Here is a 14,789-nt window from a genome sequence, read left to right as displayed (position 1 = left end):
CTGACTGGCACACCATGAATAAAACACCGCCATCCACACTCATTGTCTTTAACAAACCCTGTGGGGTTTTGTGCCAGTTCACGGGTGAGGCCACGGATAAAACCCTTGCAGACTTCATTCCATGGCCCGGGTTTTACCCTGCAGGACGTCTTGACAAAATGAGTGAAGGCCTGTTGCTGCTGACCTCTGACGGCAGATTACAGGACAGACTGTGCCACCCGCGCCATGGCAAGGAAAAGCGTTACTGGGCACAGGTTGAAGGCATTGCCAATGACAGTGCCTTAGAGCCGCTGCTTAAGGGCCTGAGGCTCGGTGATACCCACTTTCTGCCAGCAAAGGCCGAGTGCATGGAGGCACCGGCATTATGGGAACGCACTCCGCCCATTCGGGTACGCAAATCAGTTCCCGACAGCTGGGTCTGCATCACGCTCAACGAGGGGAAAAATCATCAGGTACGCCGTATGCTGGCGGCCGTTGGCCTGCCGGTGTTGCGGCTTGTGCGCGTGGAGGCCGCGGGCATTGGTCTTCAGGGATTACAGCCCGGAGAATACCGCTTTCAGATGAATGTCAGCGGTCGCTAATACGCACCGCGATGAACGGGCGCTTTAATCAATGTTGCATCGGCAAGCGCCTTGGCCCACGGCCAGAAAATCAGCCCGAAAAGCGCACTCCCAACAACATTAAGCAGGCTGTAGTGATAGCCAGAGAGCGCATTTACAAGCGCACTGCTGCCCTGGTACACGAGACATAGCAGCCCCACAAAACCGACCTGCTGCCCTGTCGAAAAAAAGCCAAAGCGGCGCGCTTTACTGCCGGCAAGCCATGTGGCGAGCAGCAGGGCAAAAGAATGTTCTCCGATAACCGTTGCGAGCAGTACATCAAGGCAAAGTCCGGCAAACATCACAACACCGACCCTGAAAGAACCCGGAAGGTAAAAGCGCACATAAAGCATTAACAGGAGCACCCAGGGCGGGCGCAGTGCGGTCCAGGCCTGCGGCAGAGGTAAAATAGATAACAGCAGGGCTGCCACCAGCGCCAGAGTCAGCCTGCGCGTGTGACTGTTCATCCCAGTTTCTCCCCAATGGCGTCAATGCGTTCACGTACCTGTTCAGTCATGGCTACCTGTTCGGCAGTCGGCCATACCAGCAGTACCATGCGGCTTCGGTTCAACCGCGCAAGGGGCGACACATTCACTTTCACAAAATCATCGCCCGGTACATTTCGTACCGACTGCACAAAGCCAACGGGATAGCCCTCCGGGTAGAGCTGCCCAAGTCCTGAGGTTACCAGTAAATCTCCCTTACGGGTGTCTGAGGTCTTAGGAAGGTTAATAAGTGAAAGCTGTTCCACGCGGTTAGTACCGACCAGTATAGCCCGCTCGCCGGTGCGGTTATTTCGTACGGGCACCGCACACTTGGCATCCGAAACCAGCAGCACTGTGCTGGTCATGAGTCCCACGTCAATGATTTGTCCCATGACGCCGCGTGCATCAAGCACCGGCTGACCTTCATAAACGCCATCGCGCTTGCCCTTATTGAGCACAACGAGCTGGCGCGCGGTGCTTGTGTCAACTGCAAGAATCTGTGCCGCCATCGAGCGTGAGCGTGCGTTGGAAGCAGTGAGGAGCAGTTCCCGCAGGCGTGAATTTTCATCCTTCATGGCGAGCAGCGTCTGCAGCTCGGCCTCGAGGATGGTCTGACGATAGTGCAGCTGCATGTTTTCGTCAATCAACGCCTTGCGCGAGCTGATTTGAGACTGCACCCACCCTACCACGCGGACCGGATAATCCACGGCATATTGCAAAGGCGCGACCAGAAGGCCAAAACCGCTGCGCAGTGTTTCCAGGCAGCGGTAGTGGTAGTCAAAAAACATCAGAATCAGCGACGCCATCATGGCAAGCACAAAATGCATTGAGCGGTGCCTGGCCTTGGCGAACAGCCGATTCATGTGATGATGATTATTCGGTAGAGAGGAAATCACCGCCGCGTAAGTCCATAGTTTCGAGCGCCTTACCGCCGCCACGCGCTACGCACGTGAGCGGATCCTCTGCTACCAATACCGGCAGCCCGGTTTCTTCCATCAGGAGGGTATCCATATTCTTAAGCAGCGCCCCGCCTCCGGTCAGCACCATACCGCGTTCAGCGATATCTGCCGCCAGCTCAGGCGGTGCCAGCTCAAGCGCTGCACGAACCGCACCAACGATACCGGACAACGGCTCCTGAAGCGCCTCGAGAATTTCTGCACTGGTCAGTGTGAAACTCCTCGGAACGCCTTCTGCGAGGTTTCGGCCACGCACCTCAATCTCGAAGAGGTCGCGGCTGGGGAACGCGGAACCAATTTCGTGCTTGATGCGCTCAGCGGTGGTTTCACCGATAAGCGTGCCATAGTTGCGGCGCACGTAGGACACAATGGCATCGTCAAATTTATCGCCACCAATGCGAACCGACTGATGATAGACAATACCGCTCAGGGATATAATCGCGACCTCGGTGGTGCCGCCGCCGATATCCACCACCATGGAACCACTGGCTTCTTCAACCGGCATGCCGGCACCAAGTGCCGCTGCCATGGGTTCTTCAATCAGAAACACTTCACGTGCGCCCGCCCCCATCGCAGACTCACGAATGGCGCGGCGCTCGACCTGAGTAGAACCCGAGGGAACGCAGACGAGAACGCGCGGGCTGGGTCGCAGAAAACGGGTGTTGTGCACTTTATGAATAAAGTGCTGGAGCATTTTTTCCGTCACGAAAAAGTCGGCGATGACCCCGTCTTTCATCGGACGAATGGCACTGATATTGCCCGGGGTACGACCCAGCATGCCCTTTGCTTCCACTCCTACGGCGGCTACCTGCTTGGGCGTGCCGTTGCGAAGTGCGACTACTGAAGGTTCATTCAGTACAATCCCCTTGCCCCTGACATAAATCAGCGTATTGGCGGTTCCAAGATCGATAGACAGATCGTTGGAATAACAGCCTCTAAGTTTCTTGAGCATGTTCCATACCACCCACAATTATTTTTTAGTGAAGCACTGTACCTGAAATCCAAAAAAAAATCGACTGCCTTCAGCCTGGAATCTGACAATTTTTATCCCCCCGCATTCCACAAACGAAACAGGGGGGAAATATACCGAATATCGGGGGAGATTTAGCCCGATTTTCCTACGGTAAGCGCCGCTTCCAGTTCAGCGTGGTGAGATTTGACAAAAGCCTTGCCAATGCCTTTGACCTCGGCAAGTTCCTCGAGATTTTTAAAACCATGATGGGCTTCTCGATAGAGAATAATCGCCTCGGCACGCTTCGCGCCAATGCCTTTTACCGCATGACTGAGTGCAGCCGCGTCGGCACGGTTTAAATCGATTTTTTCAGAAGCCGCCAGAGCAGCAGAAGAAACGCAAACAAACGCAACAGCCAAAGCAAAACGCTTTGTATTCATGTGACTCTCCTTGATTTGTTGGACATCAGCGCCTCCACGGCGCCGCGGGGAGAGTATCTCAGTCTTTGGAAATACTGTCGAGAGGTTTTGCTGTTTTTTTGAGGTTAGGGCGTGTCTAGTTATAAAGCCTGAGCGGGCAACTCGGCTTGAAAAGAGTTAAACCTTTTCAAGAATCACCTTTGCCACCGCATCCGTGCCATTTGCAGCGCCAATTGCGCGGATATTATCGATGAGCACTTCTCGCCTCGACCAGGCATCGGCAACAGCGGCGTTTAACGTATCTGGTGTGAGGGACTCTTCCTCAATCACCACACTGGCTCCCATTCCTCTGGACCATGCAGCATTCTGGATTTGATCGCCCCTGCTGGCCTTTATGGAAAGTGGCACCAGTACATGGATTTTTTCAAGCGCAAGCAGTTCACTAAGCGTATTCGCACCTGCTCTGGAAACAACCAGTGAGGTTGCTGCAAAAAGATGCGGGAGCGTGTCGCTTGCATATTCGAGCTGACAATAGCCCGGGGTGTCGGCGAGACTCGCATCGAGATTGCCGCGTCCGCATAAGTGAATCACCTGAAAAGAGGTAAGCAGCGTTGGCAGCGCTTCACGCACGGCCGCATTAAGTGCGCGTGAACCAAGACTGCCGCCCATGACGAGCAGACAGGGCAGGTCGGAGGTAAATCCAGCGATTTCAAGACCCTTTTGGGCACTTCCCTGAAAAAGTTCCGCACGCAGCGGCAGGCCTGTGACCCGCATTTTGCGATGGGTGACTTTCGTTGCGGTGAAATTCACACACAGTGTATCGACAAAAGGCAGGCATAGCCGATTGGCAAGCCCCGGTGTCATGTCTGACTCATGCGCCACCACCGGAATGCGCAGCAGGAAAGCGGCAACTACAACAGGAACGGCCACAAACCCGCCCTTGGAAAAGACGATATCAGGTTTTACACGGTTGAGAATCCACAGTGACTGCAAAAGTCCTGTCAGGATACGAAACGGATCGGTAAAATTTTTCCAGCTGAAGTAGCGACGCAGTTTTCCGCACTGAACAGCATGCCAGTGCACGCCACTGCTTGCGACCAGCTCCTTTTCCACACCGGTTTCTGCACCGATGTAGTGCATCTCCCAGCCCTCTTGCTGAAAATGCGCCATGAGCGCAAGATTCGGTGTCACATGACCTGCCGTACCTCCGCCGGTAAAGACTATGCATTTTTTCATGCTTCTTCCCTTATGAGCAGACTTAAATCGATGGCGCGTATGGATTTGGTCAAGGCACCCATGGAAATGAAGTCGACCCCGGTGCGGGCTACGTCAGCCAGCGTTGCGCCTGAAATGCCGCCGGACGCTTCCAGCTCGCAGGGTGCATCCCCACGGCAAAGCACCGCCTCTTCGAGCATCTCAAGACTGAAATTATCAAGCAGGATGCGATGGGGAGCGGCTTTCAGCGCTTCCTGAAGCTCAGAAAGCGTTTCGACTTCGACCTCAATCATCAAATCAGGACGCTGCAGGCGCGCTGCAGCAATGGCGGCCTCAATCGACCCCATCGCTCGAATATGGTTTTCTTTGATAAGAAAAGCATCATACAGACCAAAACGGTGATTGGTGCCGCCTGCCATGCGTACCGCGTATTTTTGCGCCTGACGCAGGCCCGGGAGCGTTTTACGGGTATCAAGCAAACGGGTTTTAAAACCGCGAATCTTTTCTAACGCCTCCCATGTGGCAGTGGCTGTGGCTGAGAGCGTCTGCAGAAAATTAAGGGCCGTGCGCTCAGCCGTCAGGATACTGCGTGCCGGACCTTTAAGGGTACAGAGTACCGAGGGCGTGTCGAGGCGCGTGCCTTCGCCGAAATGCCAGGAGACGGTAATGCGCGCATCCACTGATTTAAAAGTGGCATCGACCCAGGGCTGGCCACAAAGGAGCAACGGTTCTCGCGCCAGAATGTCTGCCGTAACCATGCTCTCCGGCGGCAGGAGAGCCGCCGTCACATCGCCACTGCCAATGTCCTCCTGCAGCGCATGCTTGACATCTTCCCACAGACTTTCAGGAATGGGCACGGGTCACTCTCCTCGACTTGTGTGCAATGCGCATTTTAAGGAGCGGCGGTGCAAGCAGCGTGCTCACCGCCACCATGAGAATGATGGCTGAAAAAAGCGTGTCCGGCATCACACCGAGTGCGCGGCCAATCGATGCAAAGACAAGTCCCACCTCGCCGCGCGGCAACATGCCAATGCCGACCAGCAGCCTGTCGTCACGGCGTGCCGCCCCATATCCCGAAATCAGCTTGCCGATAATCGCCGCCAGGAGCAGCCCGAGTGCGAGCAGCATGACGCGCCCGTCAAAGAATGATTCCAGTTTGACCTGAATCCCTGTCAGCATAAAAAAAAGCGGAGCCAGCAGCGCTTCCAGCGGAAACAGTACCTGCTGAATCTTAAGCGTATCCGCACGCGGCTCACTGGACTCGAAAAAGCCTTCGTTGATAATCATGCCCGCTGCAAATGCCCCGATAATGGCCGCGAGTTCTACCTGAGTCGCAAGCCATGAGAGCAGCATAAGAAAGAGAAAGCACACCACAAGCTTCGCTTCCCAGGGCTTTAAAAACGCAAAAAAACGCGCGCTTCGGCGCACTACCCATGGCCCAAAGCTCAAGACACCGGCAAAAAAGAGTATCGCGAGCACTATCACCTGAAGCAAATCAAGCCACTCCACACGCCCGTTCAGCACCATGCTGCTGACGAGCGCCAGCAGCACAAGCCCCAGCACATCGTCTATCATCGCCGCACCAAGAATGGTGTGTGCCTCGCGAGTGCGCAGCTGATTCATCTCTCGTAGCACCTTCGCGGTAATGCCGATGCTGGTCGCAGACAAGGTTGCCCCGACAAAAAGGTTTGCCGCAAAAGACGCTTCAGGGACCAGAAGACCTGCTGTCAAAAAACCGAGCAGCATTGGCGCAAGCACGCCGATAACGGCAACGCGCACCGATTCCGTGCCGGTACGCTTGAGCTCATCTACCGAACTTTCAAGCCCAACCATAAAAAGGAGAAAAATCACCCCAAAGCGCGAGAAAATATCGAGCACATAGGCGATTTTCATAATATCAACGCCATCAGCACCCTGAAGTGCAGCGAGTACCTGCGTGGCATAATGGGGATTCGGTACACTCGCGGCAACGGCTTCACGAATGGAGGCACCATGCAGTAAATCGTTCGTTATCGTATAAATCGCCGGCCCCTCACGAAGCACAGCCATCAGTGGCAGGCCAAAAAACCAGCAGACATTGCCAAGCAGGATGCCCATCATGAGCTCGCCAAGCACACTGGGCTGGTGCAGACGCTCAGCACTCCAGCGCCCAAGAACTGAGAATAAAAACATGACCCCGACCCCAAAAATCACGGAGGCAACGGGGTCGGTGTGGCTGCCATCAGCCGCTTCGGCAAGCATCGGAAACGCGCTTAAGGTAAAGACGGCAGCCGCAAGCCAGACGCGCCTCGACACCTCAGAACGACCTCTATTCACCGGACATGCTCCGCGAGAAAGAGGCAGGTATCGAGCACGGAGTCAGGGTTCAGTGACACGCTTTCAATGCCCTCCTGCATGAGCCACTCTGCGAAATCAGGATGATCGGAAGGCCCCTGACCGCAAATACCGATATACTTGCCTTTTTTCCGACAGGCTGAAATGGCAAGATGCAGCAGCGCCTTAACCGCCTCATTTCGCTCGTCAAACTGGGCGGCAACAAGGCCTGAATCCCGGTCAAGACCGAGTGTGAGCTGTGTCAAATCGTTAGAGCCGATGGAGAAACCATCAAAATGTTCAAGGAAGGCATCCGCCAGCAGCGCGTTTGAGGGCAATTCGCACATCATGATAATTCTGAGCCCCTCACGCCCGCGCTCAAGACCATGTGTACGCAGCGCTTCTATCACGCCAGCGGCATCCTCTACCGTGCGGACAAAAGGAATCATCACCTCAACGTTGGTTAATCCCATGTCTTCCCGCACACGCCGCACCGCCTGGCACTCAAGCGCAAAACAGGGTGCAAAAGATGGCGAGAGATAACGCCCCGCTCCCCTGAAACCTATCATCGGGTTTTCCTCATGCGGCTCATAGAGCGTACCGCCGGCGAGGTTTGCGTATTCATTGGACTTAAAATCGGACAGGCGCACAATGACGGGTTTTGGGTAAAATGCGGCGGCAATGGTCGCGATACCTTCCTTAAGCCGCTCGACATAAAACTCCACAGGTGAAGCGTAGGCCGCTGTTTTCTCAGCAATCCGCTGTTTCAACTGCGCATCTTTAAGGGTGTCAAATTCGAGGAGCGCGCGGGGGTGAATGCCAATGGTGTTGGAAATGAGAAATTCAAGACGCGCAAGTCCCACACCCGCATTGGGAACCGCCTGAAACGCGAGCGCACGCTCAGGATTACCAACGTTCAGCATGACTTTAAGCGGCAACGGCGGCATGGTATCAACATCAAGCTCTACCCGCTCAAACGGCAAAAGCCCCGAATAAACAAAACCGCTGTCGCCTTCCGCACAGCTTACGGTGACCAAATCCCCGTCACGTATGGCTTTTGTAGCATCGCCACAGCCCACAACGGCCGGAATGCCAAGTTCGCGCGCAATAATAGCAGCATGGCAGGTACGGCCACCGCGGTTAGTCACAATCGCCGATGCGCGCTTCATGACAGGCTCCCAGTCGGGGTCGGTCATGTCCGATACGAGCACATCTCCCGGCTCAACCCGATGCATCTCGGCCACATCGCGAATAACACGCGCGCGCCCCTGCCCGATGCGCTGACCAATGCTGCGGCCTTCCGCCAGCACCTCACCACTCGCTTTCAGAGTGTAGCGTTCAAGCACCTGCTTGCTGGAGCGGCTTTTAACGGTTTCGGGACGCGCCTGCAAAAGATACAGCTTACCGTCATGGCCGTCTTTCGCCCATTCGATATCCATGGGGCGGCCATAATGCGCTTCTACAATCAAGGCCTGACGCGCGAGTTCTTCCACCTCGGCATCCGTCAGCGAAAAACGAAGGCGCGCCGATGATTCTACCAGTTCGGTTTTCACCCGCTCTTTCTCGCAATACACCATCTTCTGGGCTTTAGAACCAATATTGCGGCGCAAAATCGCAGGACGCCCCTGACGCAGACCCTGCTTCCAGACATAAAATTCATCAGGATTAACCGCCCCCTGCACCACCATTTCCCCAAGCCCGTAGGACGAGGTAATAAAGACCACCTCGTTAAAGCCTGACTCAGTGTCGAGGGTAAACATGACACCGCTCGCGGCGAGGTCGCTGCGAATCATCTGCTGAATGCCCGCGGAGAGCGCGACATCATGGTGATTAAAGCCCTGATGAGCGCGATAAGCAATGGCGCGGTCGTTATAGAGGGACGCGAAGACTTCGTGCACGGCGCGGAGAACGTTCTCGATGCCATGAACATTCAGGAGCGTTTCCTGCTGTCCGGCAAAAGAGGCGTCCGGCAGGTCTTCGGCGGTTGCCGAAGAACGGACTGCAACGGTAAAATTGCGATGACCAATGCGCTTTGACATTTCTTCAAATGCCACACGAATGGCATTTTCAAAATCAGCAGGCAGCGGCGTTGCCATGATTTTTTCACGGATTTTTCGACCGGTTGCGGCAAGCGCTTTGACGTCATCGGGGTCCAGGGGCTCCAGCAGGGCATTGATTTCTGCATCAAGGCCGTTGTGGGACAAAAATGTGCGAAAAGCGTCTGCCGTCGTTGCAAAGCCGCCGGGCACTGAAACACCCTTTTCTGAGAGCTGGCTAATCATCTCGCCAAGGGACGCGTTTTTACCCCCGACCTGCTCCAGGTCTCCCATCCCAAGATGCGCCAAATCAATGGTGTGTCGCACGCCGGCCATATCAACCCCAAATCCTTAATGTATGTGCGCGTCATTCTACTGAATTTGAAACACTTTGGGAATCGGCAACAGTTGCACGCAGGCATGGGCTTGTCTATGATAGGCGCTTTCTTATGCGTCAAGGTTTCCATGAACAGTTTTACGCTCAATGCCCTGTCTCCGCTTGATGGCCGCTACAGCGCGCAGCTTGCCGCACTGCGCCCCTGTTTCAGCGAGTTCGCGCTTATCCGCTACCGGCTGCTGGTTGAAATCCGCTGGCTGCAATCGCTTGCTGAAAATCCTGCCATCATCGAGGTAGAGCCGCTTGATGCGCGTGAAAACGCTTTTCTGGAAAACCTCCTGAGTCACTTTGACCTAAACGCAGCCGAACAGGTAAAAGCGCATGAAAAAACAACCAATCATGATGTCAAAGCCGTGGAGTATTATCTGCGCGACCAGTTGCTGACCGATGCCACTCTTGCCTCACGTGCGCCCTTTATTCATTTTGCCTGCACGTCTGAGGACATCAACAATCTGGCCTATGCTCTGATGCTTGAAGATGCGCTGCAAAACGTGCTGAAACCGGTGATTGCCGAGGTTATCACATCCATCACCGCGCTCGGACAGGAGCACGCCACGGTCGCCATGCTGGCGCGCACCCACGGGCAGCCCGCTTCACCGACGACACTTGGAAAGGAACTCACAAACTTTGCCGCACGTTTGACGCGTCCATTCGCAGAGCTTGAAAAACTGCGCCTTCCCGGAAAATGTAACGGTGCCGTGGGTAATTATAACGCGCATGTCGCCGCCTACCCTGAAGTCGACTGGCCCGCGCATTGTGAAAAGTTTGTTAACGCTCTGGGGTTGTCTTTCAACGGTTATACCACGCAGATTGAGCCGCATGACGGGATTGCCGCAATGTCGCATCTGCTCGTGCGCATTAACAATGTGCTGCTGGATTTCTGTCGGGATGTCTGGACCTACATTTCACTTGGCTATTTTCGCCAGAAGGTTATCAGCACGGAAGTCGGCTCCTCCACGATGCCGCACAAGGTAAATCCCATTGATTTTGAAAATGCCGAAGGTAATATCGGTCTTGCCAACGCCCTTTTTGACCATTTCGCCAATAAGCTGACGCAATCACGTCTGCAGCGCGATCTTTCAGACTCTACCGTTCTGCGTAACCTTGGCGTAGCTTTCGGCTACATGCTGACGGCGCTTCGCTCCATCACACGCGGCAACCAGAAGCTTGAAATCAATCGGCACGCTCTGAAGCACGACCTTGATGCCAACTGGGAAGTTTTAGGTGAAGCTATCCAGACTGTTATGCGCCGCTACCAGGTGCCAAACGCGTATGAGCAATTACGTGAACTGACGCGCGGACTGGGCGTTGATGGCGATAAAATTCGCCAGTTCATCGGCACGCTTGCCATCCCTGAGGATGCGCGGCAACGTCTGATGGCGCTCACGCCCGGAAAATACACGGGCCTTGCCGCTGAACTTGTCAGGAAATTTCCATGAACGCTTCGCCCTCCCAGGAAGGCCGGGCTTTTGAATACGATGTGCTCGTCATCGGCACCGGCATTGCCGGCCTCAGTTTTTGCCTGCATCTAAAGCAGCTTCGCCAGGATTTGCGCATTGCAGTTATCAGTAAGGCCGAGGCCAGCGAGTGCAACAGCCGCTATGCCCAGGGCGGAATCGCGGCGGTGTCACTGTCAGAAGACTCTATTGATGCACACATCAATGATACCCTGCTTGCAGGCGATGGGCTTTGCTATCAGCCCGCGGTTGAGCGCATTATTCAATCGGCGCCTGCGGCGATAAAGACCTTAAGCGCGATTGGCGTGCGCTTCACGCAGGAAACCGATGGACAGTTTGCGCTGGCGCGCGAGGGCGGGCATTCACATCGGCGCATTTATCATTGCGGCGATAAAACCGGCCTTACGGTCACCGGTACCCTGCTTGAGCGCGTGCGCGGGCTTCCCGGGGTCGATTTTTTTGAAAACCACACTGCTGTCAATCTGATTACACACTATCATCCGCACCGCACCGATAACCAGGGTGAGGTGCTGGGGGCTTATGTGCTTGATGGCGTGAGTCTCAGCATCCATACCTTTCTGGCTAAAGCCGTTATTCTTGCGACCGGTGGCGCCGGTAAAACCTGGCGTTACACTACCAACCCGATGGTCGCCACCGGCGATGGTGTGGCCATGGCCTATCGTGCAGGCGCACGTGTTGGCAATATGGAATTTTACCAGTTTCACCCGACCCTTCTGCACCACCATGCCATCAATAACTTCCTGATTTCCGAAGCGGTGCGCGGTGAAGGCGCGCTGCTGCGTAACGCCGATACCGGTGAGCGCTTCATGAAGCATTACGCCCCCGATGCCATGGAACTTGCCACCCGCGATGTAGTCGCACGGGCTATTTTCAGTGAAATTGAACAGGGGCAAAAAGGCTTTGTATGGCTTGATATCACCCATCAGTCGCGCTCGTTCCTGAAAAAACGCTTTCCGCAGATTTTCAGCACCCTGCTGGAGGCGGGTATCGACATGAGTCAGGACACCATTCCAGTCGTGCCGGCCGCACACTACCAGTGTGGCGGCGTGCTCGCTGAAGTCGATGGACGCACGGATTTGAAACGCCTCTATGCCATTGGCGAGGCCGCCTTTACCGGACTGCATGGTGCCAATCGCCTTGCGAGTAATGCCCTTCTCGAAGGACTCGTCATGGCAGAACTGGCCGCAAAGCGATGCCTTGATGATTTGGCAACGCCATCCGATAATCTGCCGCACATTCCCTGCTGGAGTTCGCCACGAGAAATCAACCAGCGCCGCGCAAGTCAGATTAATGCGCACTGGCGCGGTCTTCGGGGCGAAATGACCTCTTATGCCGGCATAGTCCGCACCGAAGCAGGTTTGCAGGATGTTCTACAATTAATTATCAAACGTAAAAAAATTATTGAAGAATATTACTGGAAGCATTGTATCACCCGAGATTTTATCGAGCTTCGCAACATTGTGCTGAATGCCGAACTGATTGTAAGAGCTGCGCTAATGCGCCGGGAATCGCGAGGCGGTCATTACCGTGAAGATTTTCCCCAAAAAAATGAGCGGGCTCAAGAAAGCATTGACCGTCTGAATGCCCCGCAAACTCCTTTTTTTTAATGAGGTATTGAATGTTCTCCACCGATAAAACCTACGATCCGGAGAAAACGCGCATGCACATCACGAATGACATGCGCATCTGCCAGAGCGATTATCCGCTCGACTGGTATCAGGAAGAATTTATCCCTTATGCCGAAGCCTATCAGGCACTTCCAGACCGCAAACTCTCGACCGTTGTCGCCTGGATGAGCCCTTACATGCAAAAAGCACGCGACCATTTTGGCGATAAGCTGCTGCTGCTCGCCCATTATTACATGGGAGGGGAGATAGTTCGCCTCATCGAGGCGTTTGGTGGCCAGGTGGGAGATTCTTATCAGCTCGCGCTTATGGCCGCACATCATCCGGAAAAATCAGTAATTGTAGAGTCTGCCGTGCATTTCATGGCGGAATCCATCAGCATTCTTGCCAATCCCGGCCAGCACGTCTACATTACCAACCCCAAATCCGGCTGTACCATGGAAATGCTTGCCAAAGATTTTATGGTAGAACCGGCCTTCATGGATTTAAATGCGCGGTATGGTGCCGAAAATATTCTGCCGGTCTGTTACATGAATACTTCAGGAAGGGTTAAGGCACTGACCGGCGCTCAGGGTGGAGCAGTCTGCACGAGCTCAAATGTCAAAAAAATTGTTGCCTGGGCGCGCGCCAAAAAGAAAAAAATTCTTTTTATTCCTGACCGCCACATGGGCGAAAATGTCGCATGGTGGCTTGGGATTGAAAAAATCGCCTTCTGGCCAGGCGGCACTGCCGGTGCACAGTATTCGCTGGAGGCGCAGGATGCCGATACACTCCGCCAGTTTGATGAAGCAGAAATGGTGATGTTCTCCAGTGAGTGTGCGGTACACACCCACTTTAAGGCTTCCATGTGCGCTTACTGGAAAAACGCGGGCTTCACGACTGTTGTGCACCCTGAGTGCCGCAACGAAGTTCTGCGAGTGGCTGATGAGGCAGGTTCTACCGCCTTTATCTGGGATTTTGTTCTGCATGACCGCGCTGGTACGCGAAAATATGCTATCGGTACGGAAAACCACCTCGTGGAAAACATGAAACAACATTGCGCGCCTCTCGGCATTGAAGTGGTCAATGTCGCCGATGCCCCGCTTGCCCCTAATGATGCGGGTTACGGATGCGGATGCGCCACGATGTCCCGTAACGACCCGCCTCATCTCGTAGGCCTTCTTGATTTACTGCGCGAAGGAAAGTCCATGAGCTATAACGAAGTGCTTGCGGGCGATGTGGTCAACGAATTCACAGGTGGCCGTCAGCGGCTGTCACAGATTGACCAGCAGTATGTCGTTGATAACGCAAAAAAAGCACTGCAACGCATGATTGCCATTACCGAAGGGAATGAGCAGCTGATTTAGGGGACTCGGACATATCTCCTTGTGTCAGCTCCTGAAACAAGGAGATATGCCCACCACTCGACACTGTTTAGATTAACACGCGCAGCTCTGCATAGACTTCATTCGCCGCAAACGAACCATGCCATGGAGTAACACTTACACCGGTTCTTCCACTGGGCGCGGACAATGAGGACAGGATGAAATCAGGAAACGGGATATTTCCACCATCAAAGTAATCATACCCAACAGCCAGTGTGGTGCGTTTGGTTAATTGCGCGGATAATCCGGCACCAAGGCGCCAGGCAAAACGGGAGCCGGTAGTAGTCTGGTTAATGGAGGCAATTTCATTTCTGTTGTCGCCGAAAGGGTCGGCTATGGTTCTAAAGTTTTCTACGTTCAGGTAATCAACTCCAATTCCTCCGCCTACGAAGGGTTGAAGCGTCATGGAACCCGCCTGCCACAATAAACGTGAGTTAAGGGTACCGAGATCTAACCAGCCATTCACCATTAAACTGTTACTGTCCATTTCAAATTTTCGTGTACGTTCGGTACCTGTAAATCCAGGAACACCGTTATTAATTCCTGTTTGAAATTTAGAATACTTATACTCGCTTCTATGTTCGTAGCGTGCATCAACTCGGAAAGCATCGGTAAGGTAGCGGCCCACACCAAACATCAATAAGCCCGCGGAGCCAAGATTATCAGAGTACCCCTGCTCGGCAGGATCCCAAATACGCGGGTCAACTCTGATATCCGCGTCTCTTGACCAGGAGGCACCGGCTCCACCCACCAGATACCATGCTTCGGGTTTTACATCTGGTCCCATTGTTCCTGCCAGTACAGTCGCAGATACACTCAGAGATAAACAAAGGGCACTGAATTGTTTGTTTTTTGACATACCTCAAATCCTTTTAATTACGTATAACCAACTGAAAATTCACTGAATTCGATGAATATCAGTGAGACACACATCATTTTAAGGCAGTCTT

13 protein-coding genes are annotated in these 14,789 nt (G+C 54.0%); 4 read left to right on the top strand and 9 right to left on the bottom strand.

Annotated elements, in window-relative coordinates; all coding sequences use genetic code 11:
- Positions 1–14: 14 nt before the first annotated feature.
- Positions 15–581 carry a pseudouridine synthase gene (locus E4T54_RS10295; RefSeq protein WP_028385743.1) on the top strand — a complete coding sequence of 189 codons (567 nt, stop codon included), beginning with the start codon at positions 15–17 and terminating at the stop codon, positions 579–581.
- On the opposite strand, the gene mreD is transcribed toward E4T54_RS10295, so the two are convergent.
- The 8 genes from mreD to ppsA form a co-directional block, all read right to left on the bottom strand.
- On the bottom strand, positions 578–1,066 hold the full coding sequence (mreD, locus tag E4T54_RS10290; protein ID WP_028385742.1) for a rod shape-determining protein MreD: 489 nt from the start codon (positions 1,064–1,066) through the stop codon (positions 578–580). The genes E4T54_RS10295 and mreD overlap by 4 nt on opposite strands.
- Positions 1,063–1,947, bottom strand: coding sequence for a rod shape-determining protein MreC (gene mreC, locus E4T54_RS10285; RefSeq protein WP_238582823.1), 885 nt, complete (start codon positions 1,945–1,947; stop codon positions 1,063–1,065). Before mreC ends, mreD begins: the two co-directional genes overlap by 4 nt.
- A gap of 10 nt (positions 1,948–1,957) precedes the next feature.
- Positions 1,958–2,992 (bottom strand): rod shape-determining protein, encoded by a 1,035-nt coding sequence (locus E4T54_RS10280; protein ID WP_028385740.1) that lies wholly within the window; start codon positions 2,990–2,992, stop codon positions 1,958–1,960.
- A gap of 152 nt (positions 2,993–3,144) precedes the next feature.
- Positions 3,145–3,432: a ComEA family DNA-binding protein gene (locus E4T54_RS10275; RefSeq protein ID WP_028385739.1), complete on the bottom strand. Its 288-nt coding sequence runs from the start codon at positions 3,430–3,432 to the stop codon at positions 3,145–3,147.
- Positions 3,433–3,588: 156 nt separating this feature from the next.
- The gene (locus tag E4T54_RS10270; protein WP_028385738.1) at positions 3,589–4,647 is read right to left on the bottom strand and encodes an undecaprenyldiphospho-muramoylpentapeptide beta-N-acetylglucosaminyltransferase; all 1,059 of its coding nucleotides are present in this window, start codon (positions 4,645–4,647) and stop codon (positions 3,589–3,591) included.
- The gene (gene nadC / locus E4T54_RS10265; RefSeq protein WP_028385737.1) at positions 4,644–5,483 is read right to left on the bottom strand and encodes a carboxylating nicotinate-nucleotide diphosphorylase; all 840 of its coding nucleotides are present in this window, start codon (positions 5,481–5,483) and stop codon (positions 4,644–4,646) included. Before nadC ends, E4T54_RS10270 begins: the two co-directional genes overlap by 4 nt.
- A complete protein-coding gene (locus E4T54_RS10260; RefSeq protein ID WP_238582824.1) occupies positions 5,470–6,942 on the bottom strand; it encodes a cation:proton antiporter in 1,473 nt (490 codons plus the stop codon). The genes nadC and E4T54_RS10260 overlap by 14 nt, the downstream gene beginning before the upstream one ends.
- Positions 6,939–9,311: a phosphoenolpyruvate synthase gene (gene ppsA, locus E4T54_RS10255; protein WP_028385735.1), complete on the bottom strand. Its 2,373-nt coding sequence runs from the start codon at positions 9,309–9,311 to the stop codon at positions 6,939–6,941. The genes E4T54_RS10260 and ppsA overlap by 4 nt, the downstream gene beginning before the upstream one ends.
- A 129-nt stretch (positions 9,312–9,440) precedes the next feature.
- Between ppsA and purB the strand changes: the two genes are divergently transcribed.
- Genes purB through nadA form a run of 3 tightly spaced genes read left to right on the top strand, consistent with a single transcriptional unit; the run spans position 9,441 to position 13,821 of the window.
- Positions 9,441–10,811, top strand: coding sequence for an adenylosuccinate lyase (purB, locus tag E4T54_RS10250; RefSeq protein ID WP_028385734.1), 1,371 nt, complete (start codon positions 9,441–9,443; stop codon positions 10,809–10,811).
- A complete protein-coding gene (gene nadB, locus E4T54_RS10245; RefSeq protein ID WP_028385733.1) occupies positions 10,808–12,457 on the top strand; it encodes an L-aspartate oxidase in 1,650 nt (549 codons plus the stop codon). Before purB ends, nadB begins: the two co-directional genes overlap by 4 nt.
- Positions 12,458–12,468: 11 nt before the next feature.
- Positions 12,469–13,821: a quinolinate synthase NadA gene (nadA, locus tag E4T54_RS10240; RefSeq protein WP_028385732.1), complete on the top strand. Its 1,353-nt coding sequence runs from the start codon at positions 12,469–12,471 to the stop codon at positions 13,819–13,821.
- 67 nt (positions 13,822–13,888) lie between these two features.
- Here the strand turns inward: nadA and E4T54_RS10235 are convergent, their stop codons facing one another.
- Positions 13,889–14,698 (bottom strand): outer membrane protein, encoded by an 810-nt coding sequence (locus E4T54_RS10235; protein WP_028385731.1) that lies wholly within the window; start codon positions 14,696–14,698, stop codon positions 13,889–13,891.
- Positions 14,699–14,789 lie beyond the last annotated feature (91 nt).

The organism is Legionella geestiana, assembly GCF_004571195.1.
Taxonomy (GTDB): Bacteria; Pseudomonadota; Gammaproteobacteria; order Legionellales; family Legionellaceae; genus Legionella_B; species Legionella_B geestiana.
The sequence above is the reverse complement of the archived record's forward strand: the minus strand, read 5'-3'. Positions and strand labels throughout refer to the sequence as shown.

Bases quoted from the DNA above. Each gene is read 5' to 3' on its own strand.
- E4T54_RS10270 (WP_028385738.1), bottom strand. From the start codon at position 4,647: ATGAAAAAATGCATAGTCTTTACCGGCGGAGGTACGGCAGGTCATGTG.
- purB (WP_028385734.1), top strand. From the start codon at position 9,441: ATGAACAGTTTTACGCTCAATGCCCTGTCTCCGCTTGATGGCCGCTAC.
- E4T54_RS10235 (WP_028385731.1), bottom strand. From the start codon at position 14,698: ATGTCAAAAAACAAACAATTCAGTGCCCTTTGTTTATCTCTGAGTGTA.
- nadB (WP_028385733.1), top strand. From the start codon at position 10,808: ATGAACGCTTCGCCCTCCCAGGAAGGCCGGGCTTTTGAATACGATGTG.
- mreC (WP_238582823.1), bottom strand. From the start codon at position 1,947: ATGAATCGGCTGTTCGCCAAGGCCAGGCACCGCTCAATGCATTTTGTG.
- E4T54_RS10275 (WP_028385739.1), bottom strand. From the start codon at position 3,432: ATGAATACAAAGCGTTTTGCTTTGGCTGTTGCGTTTGTTTGCGTTTCT.
- E4T54_RS10280 (WP_028385740.1), bottom strand. From the start codon at position 2,992: ATGCTCAAGAAACTTAGAGGCTGTTATTCCAACGATCTGTCTATCGAT.
- ppsA (WP_028385735.1), bottom strand. From the start codon at position 9,311: ATGGCCGGCGTGCGACACACCATTGATTTGGCGCATCTTGGGATGGGA.
- E4T54_RS10295 (WP_028385743.1), top strand. From the start codon at position 15: ATGAATAAAACACCGCCATCCACACTCATTGTCTTTAACAAACCCTGT.
- nadA (WP_028385732.1), top strand. From the start codon at position 12,469: ATGTTCTCCACCGATAAAACCTACGATCCGGAGAAAACGCGCATGCAC.
- mreD (WP_028385742.1), bottom strand. From the start codon at position 1,066: ATGAACAGTCACACGCGCAGGCTGACTCTGGCGCTGGTGGCAGCCCTG.